Raw genomic sequence first — 16,739 nt, 5'->3', positions numbered from 1 at the left:
CTGCGTCTGCTTCCGTGAAGACTCACTTCTCCCCAAGGTCGACAAAGAGCTGCCAAGGATGCTTAGCATGAAGACGCCCGGCCATACCGGGTACGTGACCTCTTGAACGACCCCTCGGACGGTCGCCGTTGACGCGGCGGCCACGTAAAGGAGAAAGCTGTGCGGGAGCCTGTAGTCAGCGAGAGTGTGTCGGAAACCAGCGAGGGACCGGCGGAGACGCCCGTGGAACCTGTACAGGCACCGGATCCATCGGCCGAATCAGCGGCCGAGGAAGCAACTGAAGAGACCCAGGCCGCCGAGATCACCTTCGACGAGCAGTTCTACCCCGCCCGCCCCAAGGCACTCAGGCCGATCGCCCGCCGTCGTCAATTCTTTGCAGCCCGGCCCTCATTGGAGTTTGACGGCCTCAACAAAACGTACGTGGACTGGCTCCGGAACCAGTCCATGCTGGGGGACGCGAACACCATGGCGCGGCAACTGTCCGGCCAGGCGAGCATGTGGCAGAACGCCTATGCCCGGCCCAACCCGAGGGCAGCCGTTGAGAAGGCACCAGTGTGGTTCACGGCCTATCCACTGTCTTTCATCACCCGCGAGAACCAGTCGTTCCTGGCCGCCTTGGGAGACCCGGAACTGTGGAAGGCCTTCCGCGAGATCGGCATCCGCGGCCTCCACACAGGCCCCGTGAAACTGGCCGGCGGCATCAGCGGCTGGTCCCAGACCCCGAGTGTCGACGGGCACTTTGACCGGATCAGCATGGCAATCGACTCCGCGTTCGGCACGGAAGAGGAGTTCCGCCAGATGTGCGAGATCGCCGCCGAGCACGATGGCACGGTGATCGACGACATTGTCCCCGGGCACACGGGCAAGGGCGCCGACTTCCGGCTGGCCGAGATGAACTTCCGCGACTACCCCGGGATCTATCACATGGTGGATATTCCCGAGGAGGACTGGCACCTGCTTCCGGACGTTCCCGAGGGCAAGGACTCGGTGAATATCAGCCCCGAAGCCGAACAAGCACTTCAGCAGGCCGGGTACATCATTGGCCGGCTGCAGCGCGTGATCTTCTACGAACCCGGCGTCAAGGAAACCAACTGGAGCGCCACCCGACCCGTCGCCGACACCACGGGCCAGGTTCGCCGCTGGGTGTACCTGCATTACTTCAAGGCCGGGCAACCGTCCATCAACTGGCTGGATCCAACCTTCGCCGGCATGCGCCTGGTGGTCGGCGATGCCCTGCACTCGCTGCTGGACCTGGGCACGGGTGCCCTTCGCCTGGATGCCAACGGTTTCCTGGGCGTGGAGAAGAGCGCGGAAGAACAGCCCGGCTGGTCCGAAGGCCACCCGCTGTCCGAGGCCGCGAACCAACTGATCGGGTCCATGATCCGCAAGGTGGGTGGGTTCTCCTTCCAGGAGCTCAACCTCACCATCGATGACATCAAGGCCCAGTCCGAGGCCGGCGCGGACCTTTCCTACGACTTCATCACCCGCCCCGCGTACCACTACTCCCTGGTCACGGGCGATACCGAGTTCCTCCGGCTGACCCTTCGCCTGGCCATGGAAATCGGCGTGGACCAGGCGTCCTTGGTCCACGCCCTGCAAAACCACGACGAGCTCACCTACGAGCTCCTGCACTTCGCCGCGGGCCACCGTGATGACGTGTTCGAGCTCGGGGGCGAGGAGCTGACCGGCGCCGAGGTTGCGGAGAAGGTCCAGCAGACTCTCCGCGAGCGCCTGACCGGCGAGAGCGGCCCCTACAACGCGCTGTTCACCACCAACGGCATCGCCTGCACCACCGCGAGCTTCATCATGGCCGCGATCGGCATTCAGGATCCGGACTCTGTTACACCCGAACAAGAGGCCCAAATCCGCGATGTCCACGTGCTCCTGTCCATGTACAACGCGCTGCAGCCCGGCGTTTTCGCCCTCTCCGGATGGGACCTCACCGGCATCATCGCCCTTCCCCGCGACGTGGTGGGCGAACTGACCGCGCAGGGCGATACCCGCTGGATCAACCGTGGCGCACACGACCTCATGGGCACCCGTCCGGACGCTGTGAGGTCCGCGGCAGGCATGCCCCGGGCACGCAGCCTTTACGGTTCCTTGCCGGAGCAACTCAAGGACCCCGATTCCTACGCGCGCCGGCTGCAGGAAATCCTTCGCGTCCGCGAGACCTCCGGCATCGCCACCAGCACGCTCCTGGACGTGCCGGACGTGTCCAACCGCGCCCTCCTGGTGCTGGTCAACCAGCTCGGTGACGGGAACCTGGAAGTCACGGTGCTGAACTTCTCGGACCAGGACATCGCCGGCAGCATCCAATCCCCGCACCTGGTTCCGGGGGCCACTGTCCACGACCTCTTCAGCAGCACGGACGTGGGCCAAGTGGACGACCTGCACAGCTTCTTCCTCGAGCTCGGTCCGCACCAGGGCACGGCTTTGGTGCTGCGGGAGCCGGAACCCGTAGAGGAGGAACCGGCCGCGGGGTCAGCCAACTGAGTCGCAGTTGATGCCGTTTTGAGCCGTCACCTGCCACTGAGTTGGGGACGCGCCCGACGTCGGCACCCGGGTGAGTGCCGACGTCGGGCACTGTTGTTGGTGAACCCTGAGGCCGCCGAAGAGGGCGGGCGCTTACCGGACCGGGTCCCAGTTCTGGACGAGGAAGGCCCATCCGCTGGGAGCGCAGGGCCCCGGATCGACGTCCCCACCCCCGCCTCCGAATGCGAACGCGTCGCCAATCTTCAACTCGGTGCCGTTGGGAAAGACCACGCCCGTATCAGTAATTTGTGTCCCTTGGGGGAAGATGAGGGCGCCCTCGTTGCCTTCGCTGACCAGGCACCCGGCGCTGTTCAAGCCAAGCGTCCCGCTGTTCAGGGCTTGCATGTGGAGGTCTGCTGGCGGGTCGTTGGCGACGGCGGCCTTGGTGCCATTGCTGCCCGTAACTATGTGATGGTCGAACGTTGGCATCCGGCCGGTGAGTTCCGGCAGGGGCGGAAGCTCGTTGGAGTCGGGCGACGACGTTGCAACCGGCTGGGTGGCCACCGGCGCAGCCTCCTCTGGTTGTGGCGCAAACACCCCGGACACAGCAACGCCGGCAACCACGGCCGCCGTTGCCGCCACCAGGCCCACCCCCGCCGCCAGCCGGAACCGCCTGTTAGTCGGCTGCTTCCGGAAGTCTTCAACGGAACCCGTCACGGTGAGTTGCTCCGCGTCGGAGAACCTCACAGCGAGGCTCTTCTCCCTGCTCCGGGCCAACTCGTCTTCGGTCACGTCAAAGGCAGGATCTGCTGCGGCCAGTCGCTCGAGGGCTTGCTTGGCGCTCATTCGTTGACTTCCTCTGCGGCATGGTCGGCCTGAAGCAGCCGGCTGAGTTCTTTCCGGGCCCGGTGCAGCCGCATCCGGACCGCCGTCGCGGTCAGCTGGAGCAGCTCTGCGACTTCGGCGGAGGTGAATCCGTCCCAGTACGTCAGGAGAAGCACCTCGCGCTCGTCCGGTTTGAGGCGGTCAAGCGCTTCCCGGACCCCCTCATCGTCGGAGCCCAGCACGTGCGTTCGCTGCAGCTCCAAGTGCTGTGTCAGGTTTCGGGAACGCAGGTCCGAACGGTAGTGGTTGCGGAGGACGTTCCTGGCGATGCCGAACACCACCAGCACGGGAAGTTCCTGGTCCTGGCGGGTCTTCTCCCACGCGATCCTGAACACCTCCGCGCAGAGATCCTCGGCTGTGGACGCCCCCTTTGTCCGGCGGCGGAAATACTTATAGACCTTGTCGTGGCAGGCCGCGTGTGCTGCCAGGAAATGCTTCTCCCTGGCCGACTCCACACGATCTCCTTGATCCGTCTTCACGCTCATAGCCGGTTAATGTCCGGCAGTCAGAAGAATGTAACCAACTTTGCGGAAGTTTGGGCGATCCCCGTACCGTCCCCACCTACTTTGGCCGCCAACCCCGGCGGCATGCCGTGATTTAACGGGGTGTCGGCCCGGGTGGAAGCCAAAGTGGGTGGTGGCGGCACGCCCACGCGATGACCACCCAAGCACAGCGAACGACGGCGGGAGGCTCCCGCCGTCGTTCGCGTTGTGAGGGTGTGCTGCGATGAAGAGGTGATCAGGAGTTGAAGATCACGAAGAACTTACGGATGCGCTCCTTGATGTCCCACGTGCCCTGCCAACCAATGGGGAAGAAGGCTGCATTGCCGGCCTCGACGGTGACGGGCTCCTTGCCGTCTTCGGTGACAACCATGCGGCCTTCAAGGACGTGGATTACTTCGCCGCGCTCCAGGAACTCCCAGCGGGACAGCCCCGGGGCTGCTTCCCACACGCCGGAGAGGATGCGGGAATCGTCGCTGGCGAAGGGGACTGCCATGCGCACCGCGATGTCGTCGCCCAGGACCTCGGCGAACGGCTGGCCAAGTAGGGACTTCTCGAGGTCCGTCTCGAAGAGTTCCTTGGGCTGGAATGTAGTGGCCATGTGGCTCTGCCTTTCTGCTGGCACCGCTTCTGTGCGGCTGCTGGTGGATGGATTCCGCGGGTTGCTATCCATCCTGCGCGGTATCCATCGAAGCTAAAACCCTCAATCAGGACTGTTTTATGCTATCCCTTCGGGCAGGCCTCTCCCGGCGTCGGAGTTCGCCCACCACGGCATCCACAACAACGAACACCAGCAAGCTCCAGCCCAGCAAGGGCAGGAAGAATCCCACGGCCACCATCACCGTGATAGCGGCAAGGACGCCCACCCAATGCCCCCGCAGGAACGCACCACGGGGAGCAGCCCGGCCCACTGCCAAAGAGCCGCCGCGGGTGGGACGCCGCCTCCACCACATCACGTAGCCCCACACCACCATGGCCGCCAAGCCCAGTGACACAGCCAAAAGCAGCAACTGGTTCGCGAGCCCGAACAACAGCCCCATATGCGCTGCGATCCCCCAACGGGTGAGCTTCGCGGCGAGATTGAAGTCGTTGAAGTCCAGGCGGTTGGTGACCTGCCCGGTGGACGGATCGACGGCCACGGCACTGGCCGACGCCGGCCACTCCCTCCCCGCCTCAGTCACCGACCACGCCGTTCCCGGCTTGGTGGAGGGCTTGATGTCGACCATCGGTGCCTTCACGATGTCTGCGCGGGCGGCACTGGTCACGGAATCAAATAAGGCTGGATTGAAGGTTTGCTGGACCGCACCCGTACTGCCACCAGCGCCAGCGGTTCCGTGGCCCGAGTGGTCACCGCCCGCCGTCGTTTCTTCCCCTGTCAGCGACATCTTGAGGCTCGGGGTGGTCCAGTCGAGGGCTGTCCGCAGCGTACCTACGTTGGCCCCTGCGTTCGCGGACCACGTCAGGCCAGTGGCCGAGAGGAACAGGAAGGCCAGGAGCATCACGGTTCCCGTGGTGCCGTGCAGCCACACGGTACGGGCTCGGCCGGTCCGCTTTCGCGGTGCACCCTGGCGTTTGCGGCGGATGCGCTCGATCCACAGCAGCAGTCCGCCCAGGGCAATCACCCACAGCCACGACGCCGCGAGCTCACTGTAGATCCGCCCGGGCTCGCCCAGGTTCAACGAACGGTGAAGGTTGGAGATCCACGTCCGGATGGGCATCGAACCGCTGCTGCCGTAGGTAGGCAGGTCGCCGCGGATTTCGGCTGTACCGGGGTCAACGAAGACGGTCCGGTACGTCGATTCTGCCAAGGTCGGGTCAGCAAACAACACCCGGGTGGTGTCTTCCGGCCCCGGCGCCGGGCGCACGGTGACGGGAACCGCGCCGCCGGCCAAGTCCATGGCCGCTTTGACCTGGGTGGACAGCGGCAGCGGGTTCGCAACGGCCGGGACGCGCAACTCCTTGGCATAAAGGACCGGCTCCAATTGCGGTGCCATGGCGTACAGACCGCCGCTCAGCGCCGCAACCAAGAGGAACGGCCCGGCGAGGATCCCGGCGTAGAAATGGAGCCGGAGCAGGAAGGCCCGGAACCAACCGCTGTGGGGCGGCGTGTGCTCAGGATGTGGGGATGGTGTGTTGGAGGCCCCGACTGGGGGCTTGGCGAGAAGAGTCATGGGATTTTCCTTAAGGAAGATGGTGGCGCGTCAACGCACGACGGCGGCGACGGTTCGACTCGGGCGCGCGGCAAGCACCCGGAATCCGGAAGCGAGCCAGCGGCGCCGAGGGTGCTGCAAAAGCGCGTGGCAGCCGCACTTGAAAGCACGACGGCGGCGCGGCGCGACTCGGGCGCGTGGTTTACCCAACTGGGTCGCATTTGTGCGCGTTTTGAGGGTTCAAAACGCGCTTAACTGCGACTCAGTTGGGTGGGGGCGCGGGGGTTGGGTGGGCGCGCGGCGCGGGGTGGAGTGGAGGGTGCTCGGGTAGAGGGCTAGCGGGTTAGCGCTTCGCGGGGCGGGTACGGGCCAGGGCAGTCACGCCCGCGGCAAGTCCCACCAATCCCGCAGCAAGACCGAACCATCCCGCCGTCGAACCTCCATCAGAGGCGGGCGTCGTCGCGGAAGCCGGGGCCGGCGTCGCAGAAGCGGTAGCCGCGGCGTGGTGGTCATCCGAACCGGCGGTCTTGGCCGTGGTCACGAAGGAGGGCGCCGGGTGTTTCGGCTCGTCCTGTCCTTCAACCGTCTTCTCGTCCCAGGCAACAACCGTGCCGTCCGTGTAGCTCTGCTTGGCGGGCAACGTGATGGTGGTGCCGGCGTCGGGCAGCACACCAACGGAGATGGAGAACGTCTGGTACTCGTTCTGGCCGATCTGGTGGGCGTCGTCGGCGGTCCACACCACGGAACCCGGAGCCTTGGTGACCGTTGCGCCGTTGACCGTGACGGGCTTGGGCAGGTCGGCAGTGACCACCTGGGCGGTCCAGCCCTCCACGGGCTTCACGGAGACGGAGTTGAACGGAGTGTCCGTGGGCAGCGCAACTTCGAGCTTGTTGGTCTTGGCCGTGGCGGATTCGTTGGGGACGCTGAACGTCAGGTGGGTGTAGCCGCCCGCTGTGGTGCTTTCCGGGTCCACGTGGACGTGCGCGGAGGCCGTGGCGGCGCCGGCGGCAAGCATCCCTGCGGCGAGGGCAGCAACGGAAACGGACTTGAGGGTACGGCGAATGGAGGTCTTCATGGCTGGATGCCTTTCACAGAAAAGGTGGGAGTCCGGGTCCCGGATTGGCCGGGCCGGTAACTGTGCCGCCTGTGTCCTGCGAACTGAACGTGCGAGGGTCTCAGACGGCGGGCATCATCGCCGGTGGACCCCGCCGTGCGGGCATGCGGCGGACCAACTGGTGCCGCGGGAGGACGATCGGTGCCGCGACAGGTCCGGGGACCCGTGCGGGGACAATCACGAAAGGCTCAAGGAGCGTGATCAGGGGCCGGAGCCACGCCGACAACGCCCAGAGCGCCTGCTCGCCACGGGCCAGCACCACGGCTGTCACCACGGTGGCCACCGCGTGGGCGGCAAACATGTTCCAGTCGGTAGAGCCTTGAACCGCACCGGAGGCACCAAGGGCGTCAACGGCCATTCCGGAGGCGTGGTGTGCGTGGCCGCCAGCCACGGGCCCGCCGGAGCTTACCGCAGAGAGCGAGTGGAAGGCCCAGTGCAACCATGCCTGCCCGCCGCCAAGGAGGGCCAACAAAACAGGGAGAGACAGCCGGAACGTGGTGAGAATGGATACCGGCAACACCGTCAAGGCACACAAACCCAGGAGAATCGCAGGCTCGGGAAGGGCTCCCCCGCCGACGAGGTGTCCCCCGGACGCCAGGCCGATGATGAGCGAAGAAATCATCCCGGTACGCAACAACCGGAAAGAAGCACGACTAGCCATCGGTGCTCCTTTCCGGTTGCTCAGGGACGACGTTTCGGCTGACCAAAAACCGCAGTCCAATGGATCACAATTTTACGGGCGTACGCGGGGGTAGCTCCGTTTGCTGCAAAAGTTACGCGAAGGTCTTTCCCGCCGATCCGAGTTGCTGGGCGGCCTCGACGATTCGTGCTGCCATGCCGGCTTCAGCCGAAGCACCCCAGACGCGGGGATCGTAGGTCTTCTTGTTGCCCAAACCGCCGTCGACCTTCAGCACACCGTCGTAGTTGGCGATCATATGGCCGGCCACCGGGCGGGTGAACGCGTACTGCACGTCTGTGTCGATGTTCATCTTGATCACGCCATGGGACACGGCCTCGGCGATCTCCTGCTCGGAGGAACCGGATCCGCCGTGGAACACCAGGTCGAACGGCTTGTCCTTGCCGATCTTCGCGCCCACCTCGGCCTGGATCTGCTGGAGCAGTTCCGGGCGGAGCTGGACGTTGCCCGGCTTGTACACGCCGTGCACGTTGCCGAAGGTCAGAGCGGTCAGGTAACGGCCGTTCTCGCCGGCGCCCAGGGCCTCAATGGTTGCCAAGGCATCTTCAGTGGTGGTGTAGAGCTTCTCGTTGATCTCGTTCTCCACGCCGTCTTCCTCGCCACCCACGGTGCCGATTTCGACTTCGAGGATGATCTTGGCGGCAGCCGCACGCTGCAGCAGTTCGCGGCCGATGCGCAGGTTGTCTTCCAGGGTCTCGTGCGAGCCGTCCCACATGTGGGAGTTGAAGATGGGGTCCTTGCCGGCCTTGACGGCTTCCTCGGATGCGGCCAGCAGCGGGAGGACAAAGCCCTCAAGCTTGTCCTGCGGGCAGTGGTCCGTGTGCAGGGCGATGTTGACGTTGTAGTTCTTGGCAACCTCGCGGGCGAACGCCGCGAAGCCCAACGAGCCCGCCACCATGTCCTTCACCGACGCACCGGACCAGTACGCCGCACCACCGGTGGAAACCTGGATGATGCCGTCGGATTCGGCCTCGGCGAAACCGCGGATCGCAGCATTCAAGGTCTGCGACGACGTCACGTTGACCGCAGGGTAGGCGAACCCTGACGTCTTCGCGCGGTCGATCATCTCCGAGTAAATCTCTGGGGTTGCAATGGGCAAGGTGGCTCCTAGGCTGGGCTTGGGCTAAGCGGGTTAGTTGGCTACGACGCCGGTGGTCTCGTAGGTGGCAATCTTGCCGATCCGGCGTTCGTGGCGTTCGGCATTGGTGAACGGCTCCGCAAGGAACGCCTTGATCAGCTCCGTGGCTTCCTCCACAGAGTGCTGGCGTCCGCCAACAGCAACCACGTTGGCATCGTTGTGCTGGCGCGCCAGCACGGCCGTGTCCAGGTTCCAGGCCAGCGCTGCGCGCACGCCCTTGACCTTGTTCGCGGCGATCTGCTCGCCGTTGCCGGAACCGCCAAGGACGATTCCCAAGGCGTCCACGCCTGCGGCCTGGTCATTCACGACGGCGGTCGCGGCGTTAATGCAGAAGGAGGGGTAATCGTCCTCCGGATCGTAAGAGGCAGGCCCGTGGTCCACCATTTCGTAGCCGCTCTTCGTGAGCGCGGTGATGAGGTGCGAGCTGAGTTCAAGCCCGGCATGGTCGGTTGCGATGTGAACGCGCATGGTGGTCCTTAGGCTTTCTGGAGTTCGGGGGTGGACGTCGGCGCAAAGGCGAGCTGCCCGTTGGTGCGCAGCGAATCGATCGCGTCCGCGGGCGACGGCTTGCCGTAGACGGCCGAGCCGGCCACGAAGATGTTGGCACCGGCCTCGGCGGCGCGGATGATGGTTTCCTCGGTGATGCCGCCGTCCACCTGGATGGCAACGTTCACGCCGGATCCGTCCACGGCTTCGCGGGCGCGGCGGATCTTGGGAAGGACAACGTCAAGGAACGCCTGGCCACCAAAGCCGGGTTCCACGGTCATCAGGAGCAGCATGTCCAGCTCGGGCAGCATGTCCAGGTACGGCTCCACGGGCGTCGCCGGGCGCAGGGCCATGCCTGCTTTGGAGCCACGTGCGCGGAGTTCGCGGGCCAGCTTGATGGGGGCCATGGCAGCTTCCACGTGGAATGTCACCGAGTCCAGGCCGGCGTCGGCGTACAGCGGAGCCCAACGGTCGGCGTCGGCGATCATCAAGTGGGCGTCCAGCGGCACGGGGCTGACTTTCTGAATCCGTTCCACAACCGGCAGGCCAATGGTCAGGTTCGGCACGAAGTGGTTGTCCATGACATCCACGTGCACGGCGTCGGCGTTGCTGATACGGGCCAGCTCGGCTTCGAGGTTGACGAAGTCGGCCGAGAGGATGCTCGGGTTGATGCAGCACGTCAGTGGGGAGGTGGACATGATGTCCTGCCTTTCGGGAACGGTCAGAGCGGGAAGTAAAGGGCGTGGAGACCCCCGGAACAGGGGGTCTCCACGCGGGGCGCCAGATGCAGGGGCGCCCGGGGAGGAGGGCTTGCGAGGGTCAGGCGGCCTTGCGGGCGGCGGCAAGTGCGCCTTCGACGTCGGCCAGCAGTTCCTTCCAGCTGGCCACGAACTTCTCGAGTCCTTCGGACTCAAGGAGGGCAACGACGTCGTCGTAGGAAACACCGATGTTCTCGAGGGCGTCGAGGACCTTCGCGGCTTCCTGGTAGGTGCCCGTGAGGGTGTCACCCTTGGCCACGCCGTGGTCGAAGGTGGCATCCAGGGTCTTCTCCGGCATCGTGTTCACCACGCCGGCGGCAACCAGTTCGGTCACGTAGAGAGTGTCCGGGTACGCCGGGTCTTTCACACCGGTGGAAGCCCACAATGGACGCTGGGCACGGGCGCCGGCCTGGGCCAGGACGTTCCAGCGCTCGGTGGAGAACAGCTCCTCGAAGACCTGGTAGGCAAGGCGTGCGTTGGCAACACCGGCCTGGCCCTTGAGGGCCTTGGCTGCATCGGTTCCGATGGCGTCGAGGCGCTTGTCGATCTCGGTGTCCACGCGGGAAACGAAGAACGAGGCAACGGAGTGGATCGTGGAGAGGTCGTGGCCGTTGTCCTTGGCCTGCTTGATGCCTGCCTGGAACGCATTGATCACTGCGCGGTAGCGGTCCAGGGAGAAGATCAGGGTCACGTTGACGCTGATGCCCTCAGCCAGGACCGCGGTGATGGCCTCGAGTCCTTCAAGGGTGGCAGGAATCTTGATCAGGACGTTTTCTTTGTTGACCTTCTTGTACAGTTCCTTCGCCTCCGCGATGGTGCCTGCGGTGTCCCAGGCCAGGCGCGGGTCGACTTCGATGGACACCCGGCCGTCAACACCGTTGGTGGCGGCGGCAATCGGGGCGAACAGGTCACAAGCGGCTGCGACGTCCGTGGTGGTGAGCTCGAAGATGGTCTCTTCCACGCTGGAACCGGCGGCAGCCTGTTCGGCGATGGCGTCGTCATAGTCGGAGCCCGAGGTGATCGCGGCCTGGAAGATGGACGGGTTGGTGGTCACGCCAACCACGTTCTTCTCCTCGATGAGCTTCCGCAGGCTGCCCGTCTCGAGGCGGTTGCGGGAAAGGTCGTCGAGCCAGATGGAAAGACCGGCTTCGGAAAGCTGTGCGGTGGGAGTTGCGCTGGTCATAAGTTCTTCCTTCCAAACGGGTGGCAGTTACGACGGCGGCACGGGACGTATGCGCTTCGTCCCGCGCCGCCGGTCGCACCTGCGGTTCAGGGGTTAGTTTCCGACGGCGGCCAGGGAGTCCATGGCGGCCGCGGTGACGGCTTCGGCGGTGATGCCGAACTCGGTAAAGAGTCGCTTGTAGTCGGCCGAAGCGCCGAAGTGCTCGAGGCTGATGGAGCGGCCGGCGTCGCCAACAAACTCGCGCCAGCCCAGGGACAGGCCGGCCTCAACGGAAACGCGGGCCTTGACCGAGGACGGGAGGACGGATTCGCGGTAGGCCTCGTCCTGCTTCTTGAACCACTCAACGGAAGGCATGGACACAACGCGGGTGGCGATGCCCTCGGACTGGAGGGCCTGGCGGGCTTCGACGGCCAGGCTGACTTCCGAACCGGTAGCGATCAGGATGACCTGCGCGTCAACGGTCTTGCCGCCCTTGGAAGCCTCGGCCAGCACGTAGCCACCCTTGGCAACACCAGCCGGCGATGCGAAGGTGTCGCCGCTTGCCTCGCCGGTGCCACGGGCGAAGACCGGGACGTTCTGGCGGGTCAGGACAATGCCTGCCGGGTTCTGGTGGTTCTCCAGGATGGTCTTCCAGGCGATGCCCACCTCGTTGGCGTCGGCCGGGCGGACAACGTCCAGGCCCGGGATGGCGCGCAGGGTGGCGAGCTGCTCCACGGGCTGGTGGGTCGGGCCGTCTTCGCCCAGGCCAATGGAGTCGTGCGACCACACGTAGATGGACGGGACGCCCATCAGTGCGCCCAGGCGGATGGCCGGCTTCTGGTAGTCACTGAAGATCAGGAACGTCCCGGAGAAGGCGCGGGTCCGTCCGTGCAGGGAGATGCCGTTCACGATCGAGGCAGCGGCGTGCTCGCGGATACCGAAGTGCAGCACGCGTCCGTAGGGGTTACCCTTCCAGGCGTCCGTGGAGCGGGAGGCCGGGATGAAGGACGGCGAGCCCTCGATGGTGGTGTTGTTGGACTCGGCCAGGTCGCAGGAACCGCCCCACAGCTCGGGCAGTGCCGGGCCAATGGCGTTCAGGACCTTGCCGGAAGCGGCGCGGGTGGAGACATCTTTGCCGGCTTCGAACACGGGCAAGAGCTCGTCGATTCCTGCAGGGAGCTGCTTGGACTCGATGCGCTCCAGCAGTGCTGCGCCCTCGGGGTTCGCGGACTGCCAGGCGTTGAAGGAAGCGTCCCACTGCTCGCGGGCAGCCGCGCCGCGGTCCACCACCTTGCGGGCGTGGGCCAGGATGGCCTGGTCCACTTCGAAGGACTTCTCCGGGTTGAAGCCCAGGACTTCCTTGAGTGCTGCGACTTCCTCGCCGCCCAGCGCGGAGCCGTGGATCTTGCCGGTGTTCTGCTTCTTCGGGGCCGGGTAGCCGATGATGGTGCGCAGCGAAATGATGGACGGGCGGGTGGTCTCGGCCTTGGCCTTGAGCAGCGCGGTGTAGAGCTCCTGGACGTCTTCCACGTACTCACCCGTGCGCGTCCAGTCCACGCGCTGGGTGTGCCAGCCGTAGGATTCGTAACGCTTCAGGACGTCTTCGGTGAACGCAATGTCCGTGTCATCTTCGATCGAGATGTGGTTCTCATCGTAGACAACAACGAGGTTGCCCAGTTCCTGGTGGCCGGCGAGGGAGGAAGCCTCGGAGGTAACACCTTCCTGGATGTCGCCGTCGGAAGCGATGACCCAGATGGTGTGGTCGAACGGCGATTCGCCGGCGGGAGCATCGGCGTCGAACAGGCCGCGCTGGCGGCGCTGGGAGTAAGCGAACCCAACCGAGGACGCCAGGCCCTGGCCCAGCGGGCCGGTGGTGATTTCCACGCCCTTGGTGTGCTTGTACTCCGGGTGGCCCGGGGTCAGGGAGTCCCAAGTGCGGAGGGCCTCGAGGTCCTTCAGTTCCAGGCCGTAACCGGAAAGGAAGAGCTGGATGTACAAGGTCAGGGAGGAGTGGCCCGGGGAGAGGATGAAACGGTCGCGGCCGATCCAGTCGGCATCACGCGGATCGTGGCGCATCAGCTTCTGGAACAGCAGGTACGCCGCCGGAGCCAGGCTCATGGCCGTACCAGGGTGTCCGTTGCCCACCTTCTCCACGGCGTCGGCAGCCAACACACGGGCGGTGTCAACGGCGCGCTGGTCCTCAGCGGTCCAGTCGAGGGTTGCGGTTTCAGGATCTGCGTCGCTGAATGTAAGAACCGCGCTTGCTGTTGGATTCACGATTGATCCCCTTTGATGTGTGGTTCGGCCGCCATGGCCGAATGCATGCTTTGGTTGGTTTCCATCCTTCCGAAACAAAGGGGTAGGTAAAACACTGTTTTCTGACAGTTTTTGACTATACTTTCGGACAGGGCGGATTTTTTGCCCGGGCAGTTGCGCACCGGAGCACAGCAGCCAGAGAGCACAACAAGGAATTAGCCATGACCCTGTCGAACCCCCCATGGCCGCTGTTGCATTCCGTGGCAGCCTTGGCCGATGCCCCCCTGTCCCAAATCGCCGAGCGGCTCCGCGAAGCAACGCTCCCCTCCGTCGGCAGCACTGCGCTGGTCATCTTCACGGAGGACTGTACCGGCCGGCCGCAGAAGAAGGCGGGCGCGGAAGAGATCATCTCCCGCGTCTCCATCGAAGAGCTGGATAACCTCCGCGCAGAGCTGCCCGACGACGGGCCCTGGCGCGGCGAAGCCGAACTGGCCGGCAAGCCCCGGCAGGCGTTGGCCCTCAAGCACGCCCCCAGCAACGCCCTCCTGGTGCTCACGGATCCCCGCTTGGTGGACCCGGACAGCGACGCCGGGCTGGAAATGCTGACGTACCTGTGGAACATCACGGCCCGGCGCATCCAGGAAAAAGTCGCGGATGCACCGCCGTCGTACCTCATCGAATCGCGGGCGGCGTCAGCCGAGCGCCTGCGCGTCACCGCCGAACTGACGGACCTGCACTCCACCACGCTGGAAACGCTCCTGGCCGCGCTGCGGTCCTCTTCCATGGACCACGCCACCGCCCGCACCACGGTCACGGATCTCGCCGCCAAAGCCCTGGTTGGCCTGCGTACGCACAGCGACCGCACCACGGAATTGGTGAAGGAACCGGTGGCCAAGGCCTTCGAGCGCCTGCGCGATGACCTTCGTCCGCTGACGGGTTTCAGCGGCATCGAGGTCCAGTTCATCGAACCGCCGCTCAACGGCAGGGACCTGCCCGGCGAGGTGGCGCATGCCGCGCGCGCCATTGTCCGCGGCCTGGTTTTGGCCATGATGGAACAGCCCGAGGTCAGCCGCATCCGCACGCACTGGGACTGCGACGGCGAGAACCTGCTGATCAACGTCCGCGACGACGGCGGCGGTGCCCTGACCACCGAGGATCCGAACATCAGCCGCCTTGACCGGCGGGTCCAGGCGCTCACCGGACAGCTCCGGATGGACGTCATGGCGGGCTGGGGTGCCGACGTTTTCGTCTCCCTGCCCCTGGACCTCCCGGCCCGCCCGGCCGGCGACGTGACCGGCTGGAACCTCGCGGCCCGCGAACTTGAAGTGCTCCAGCACCTCGCTTCCGGCCACCGCAACCGCACCATCGCGTCGTCCATGGGCATCAGCGAGAACACGGTCAAGTTTCACGTGCGGAACCTTTTCAAGAAGCTCGACGTCGGATCGCGCACCGAGGCGATCGCGCTGGCCCACAGCCACGGCATGCGGCAGTCCTAAGACCCGGATCCGGGCACGGGAAGAAGCGGGACGACGTCGGTCGTCCCGCTTCTTCTGTTTTGGGCCTCAGGGCGAAAAACTATACTAAAGAGTAGGTAGCTATGCGGCCGGTCGGGTCGCGTGACCCCCAAACTGGTGCCGCAGGGCGGAGACCATTTTCATGGCAGGAGAGCTGTCCTCGCGCGAAGCGAAACGGGCAAACAGGGCCGCGGTAATGACCGGGGTGGGGACAGCGTTGGCGATCGCTTCCTCAACGGTCCACCGGCCTTCCCCGGAGTCCTCCACATAGTCACCGATAGTGCGCAGGCCGGGATCCTCGTCCAGCGCCTTGACCATCAGGTCCAGCAGCCAGGAACGCACCACCGTTCCCTTTTGCCAGGCGCGGAAGGTCCCGGGCAAGTCAGTGATGATGTCCTTGGCCTCCAGCAACTGGTATCCCTCGGCGTATGCCTGCATGAGGCCGTACTCGATCCCGTTGTGAACCATCTTGGAGTAATGGCCCGCCCCCACCCCGCCCACGTGGACAAAACTGTCCGCACGTTCGCCTTCCGGCCGCAGGGCATCGAAGACGGGCATTGCGCGCTGAACGTCCTCAGTGTCTCCCCCCACCATGAGGCCATACCCGTTCTCCAGGCCCCACACACCGCCGGAAACACCACAGTCCGCGAAGCGTATGCCGCGTGCGGAGAGCAGTTCGCTGTGTTTCTGGTCTTCCGTGAACCTCGAGTTGCCGCCGTCGATCACCAAATCTCCGGGGCTGAGCTCTTCACCCAGTTCACCGATGACGGCCTCCGTGGCGGCGCCGGCCGGGACCATCACCCAGATGATCCGCGGTGCAGGCACCGTTTGCAGCAGCTCGTCCAGTGATTGCACATCGGTGACGTCGGGGTTCGGGTCGAAGCCCGTGACCGTCACGCCGCCTTTGCGGAGGCGTTCCCGCATGTTGAAACCCATTTTTCCAAGACCTATTAGTCCGATGTGCATGGTGCGGCTCTTCTCGTGCGTTTGGGGTGGCGATTGGGCCGGCGTGGTGCTGGCCGGTGGTTTGTGTGGTGGTGGTTTAAGTGGTCATGGTGGCGAACATGAGGGCCATGGTGGTGGCGCCGGCGGCTTCGAGGCCGTGTTCGGTGCGGGTGTTTGTGGGGTGGTGGGTGGTTTGGGTGGTTTGGGTGCGGTGGCGTAGGAGGAGGATGAGGAAGGTGGTGGCTGCTGCGGCGAAGGCGATGGTGAGGAGGGTGGCCAGGGCGGTGGTGTTGTGGAAGATCGATGCGGTGCCGGTGCCGGTTCCTGTGGTGGTGGCGTGGTGGGTGTGTGCTGCTGTTGCGGGGGTGCTGCCCGTTGTTGCCTGGGTGTTGGTGGTGGTGTGGTTGGTCATCATGGCGATCATGATGGCTGCTGCTGCCATGGTGGCGGCGTGGTAGGTGCATTTGAGCCGGCCGGTGGTGCCTGAGCAGAAGGTGCGGTAGTGGGGGCGGGCGACGGCTTGAATGGTGAACCAGAGCGCGGCGGCGGCCAGGATGAGGATTTGGGCGAGGGTGGTTGCGGGGGCGGCGTTCCAGAGCATGGCTGCCATGAGCAGGTGCATGAGGGCGTGCAGGCCCTGGTTGGTCCGGTCGGCCCAACTG

General features: G+C 65.2%; 14 protein-coding genes and 1 pseudogene. 2 read left to right on the top strand and 13 right to left on the bottom strand.

Features of this window, described 5'->3' with window-relative positions:
- Positions 1 to 159: 159 nt before the first annotated feature.
- The gene (treS, locus tag ACH488_RS20810) at positions 160 to 2,493 is read left to right on the top strand and encodes a maltose alpha-D-glucosyltransferase (protein WP_397326482.1); all 2,334 of its coding nucleotides are present in this window, start codon (positions 160 to 162) and stop codon (positions 2,491 to 2,493) included.
- A 132-nt stretch (positions 2,494 to 2,625) separates the two neighbouring features.
- Here treS and ACH488_RS20805 read toward each other — a convergent pair whose 3' ends face one another.
- From ACH488_RS20805 to tkt, 11 genes are all read right to left on the bottom strand, one after another.
- On the bottom strand, positions 2,626 to 3,318 hold the full coding sequence (locus tag ACH488_RS20805; protein WP_397326480.1) for a hypothetical protein: 693 nt from the start codon (positions 3,316 to 3,318) through the stop codon (positions 2,626 to 2,628).
- Positions 3,315 to 3,842 carry an RNA polymerase sigma factor gene (locus ACH488_RS20800; protein ID WP_397326479.1) on the bottom strand — a complete coding sequence of 176 codons (528 nt, stop codon included), beginning with the start codon at positions 3,840 to 3,842 and terminating at the stop codon, positions 3,315 to 3,317. Before ACH488_RS20800 ends, ACH488_RS20805 begins: the two co-directional genes overlap by 4 nt.
- A 253-nt stretch (positions 3,843 to 4,095) precedes the next feature.
- Positions 4,096 to 4,458, bottom strand: coding sequence for a cupin domain-containing protein (locus ACH488_RS20795; protein WP_387439283.1), 363 nt, complete (start codon positions 4,456 to 4,458; stop codon positions 4,096 to 4,098).
- Positions 4,459 to 4,564: 106 nt separating this feature from the next.
- Positions 4,565 to 6,028, bottom strand: a complete 1,464-nt coding sequence (locus ACH488_RS20790; protein ID WP_397326478.1) for a PepSY-associated TM helix domain-containing protein — start codon at positions 6,026 to 6,028, stop codon at positions 4,565 to 4,567.
- A 322-nt stretch (positions 6,029 to 6,350) separates the two neighbouring features.
- Positions 6,351 to 7,082: a YcnI family protein gene (locus tag ACH488_RS20785; protein ID WP_397326477.1), complete on the bottom strand. Its 732-nt coding sequence runs from the start codon at positions 7,080 to 7,082 to the stop codon at positions 6,351 to 6,353.
- Positions 7,083 to 7,182: 100 nt separating this feature from the next.
- Positions 7,183 to 7,782: a hypothetical protein gene (locus ACH488_RS20780; protein WP_397326476.1), complete on the bottom strand. Its 600-nt coding sequence runs from the start codon at positions 7,780 to 7,782 to the stop codon at positions 7,183 to 7,185.
- 112 nt (positions 7,783 to 7,894) lie between these two features.
- Positions 7,895 to 8,917, bottom strand: coding sequence for a class II fructose-bisphosphate aldolase (gene fbaA / locus ACH488_RS20775; RefSeq protein WP_397326474.1), 1,023 nt, complete (start codon positions 8,915 to 8,917; stop codon positions 7,895 to 7,897).
- Positions 8,918 to 8,950: 33 nt separating this feature from the next.
- Positions 8,951 to 9,424, bottom strand: a complete 474-nt coding sequence (locus ACH488_RS20770; protein ID WP_397326473.1) for a ribose-5-phosphate isomerase — start codon at positions 9,422 to 9,424, stop codon at positions 8,951 to 8,953.
- Positions 9,425 to 9,432: 8 nt separating this feature from the next.
- Entirely contained in the window at positions 9,433 to 10,140 is a 708-nt protein-coding gene (gene rpe / locus ACH488_RS20765) for a ribulose-phosphate 3-epimerase (RefSeq protein ID WP_397326471.1), read from the bottom strand.
- Between the two features lie 121 nt (positions 10,141 to 10,261).
- Entirely contained in the window at positions 10,262 to 11,383 is a 1,122-nt protein-coding gene (gene tal, locus ACH488_RS20760) for a transaldolase (RefSeq protein ID WP_397326470.1), read from the bottom strand.
- A 93-nt stretch (positions 11,384 to 11,476) separates the two neighbouring features.
- Positions 11,477 to 13,639, bottom strand: a complete 2,163-nt coding sequence (gene tkt / locus ACH488_RS20755; protein WP_397326469.1) for a transketolase — start codon at positions 13,637 to 13,639, stop codon at positions 11,477 to 11,479.
- Between the two features lie 200 nt (positions 13,640 to 13,839).
- On the opposite strand from tkt, the gene ACH488_RS20750 reads away from it, so the two are divergent.
- The gene (locus ACH488_RS20750) at positions 13,840 to 15,114 is read left to right on the top strand and encodes a LuxR C-terminal-related transcriptional regulator (RefSeq protein WP_397326468.1); all 1,275 of its coding nucleotides are present in this window, start codon (positions 13,840 to 13,842) and stop codon (positions 15,112 to 15,114) included.
- A 99-nt stretch (positions 15,115 to 15,213) separates the two neighbouring features.
- On the opposite strand, the pseudogene gnd reads toward ACH488_RS20750, so the two are convergent.
- Together gnd and ACH488_RS20740 are read right to left on the bottom strand one after the other, a co-directional pair.
- Positions 15,214 to 16,101, bottom strand: a pseudogene (gnd, locus tag ACH488_RS20745) (phosphogluconate dehydrogenase (NAD(+)-dependent, decarboxylating)); the annotation flags it as partial.
- Between the two features lie 73 nt (positions 16,102 to 16,174).
- Positions 16,175 to 16,739: DUF5134 domain-containing protein (locus ACH488_RS20740; RefSeq protein ID WP_397326467.1), on the bottom strand; the 565-nt coding region annotated here is incomplete at its 5' end.

The sequence above is a fragment of the Paenarthrobacter sp. NPDC018779 genome (assembly GCF_044391085.1).
Lineage (GTDB): Bacteria > Actinomycetota > Actinomycetes > Actinomycetales > Micrococcaceae > Arthrobacter.
The sequence above is the reverse complement of the archived record's forward strand: the minus strand, read 5'-3'. Positions and strand labels throughout refer to the sequence as shown.

Coding starts and splice junctions, on each gene's coding strand:
- ACH488_RS20750 (WP_397326468.1), top strand. CDS start 13,840: ATGACCCTGTCGAACCCCCCATGGCCGCTGTTGCATTCCGTGGCAGCC.
- ACH488_RS20800 (WP_397326479.1), bottom strand. CDS start 3,842: ATGAGCGTGAAGACGGATCAAGGAGATCGTGTGGAGTCGGCCAGGGAG.
- ACH488_RS20790 (WP_397326478.1), bottom strand. CDS start 6,028: ATGACTCTTCTCGCCAAGCCCCCAGTCGGGGCCTCCAACACACCATCC.
- tal (WP_397326470.1), bottom strand. CDS start 11,383: ATGACCAGCGCAACTCCCACCGCACAGCTTTCCGAAGCCGGTCTTTCC.
- ACH488_RS20805 (WP_397326480.1), bottom strand. CDS start 3,318: ATGAGCGCCAAGCAAGCCCTCGAGCGACTGGCCGCAGCAGATCCTGCC.
- ACH488_RS20770 (WP_397326473.1), bottom strand. CDS start 9,424: ATGCGCGTTCACATCGCAACCGACCATGCCGGGCTTGAACTCAGCTCG.
- ACH488_RS20795 (WP_387439283.1), bottom strand. CDS start 4,458: ATGGCCACTACATTCCAGCCCAAGGAACTCTTCGAGACGGACCTCGAG.
- rpe (WP_397326471.1), bottom strand. CDS start 10,140: ATGTCCACCTCCCCACTGACGTGCTGCATCAACCCGAGCATCCTCTCG.
- ACH488_RS20785 (WP_397326477.1), bottom strand. CDS start 7,082: ATGAAGACCTCCATTCGCCGTACCCTCAAGTCCGTTTCCGTTGCTGCC.
- ACH488_RS20780 (WP_397326476.1), bottom strand. CDS start 7,782: ATGGCTAGTCGTGCTTCTTTCCGGTTGTTGCGTACCGGGATGATTTCT.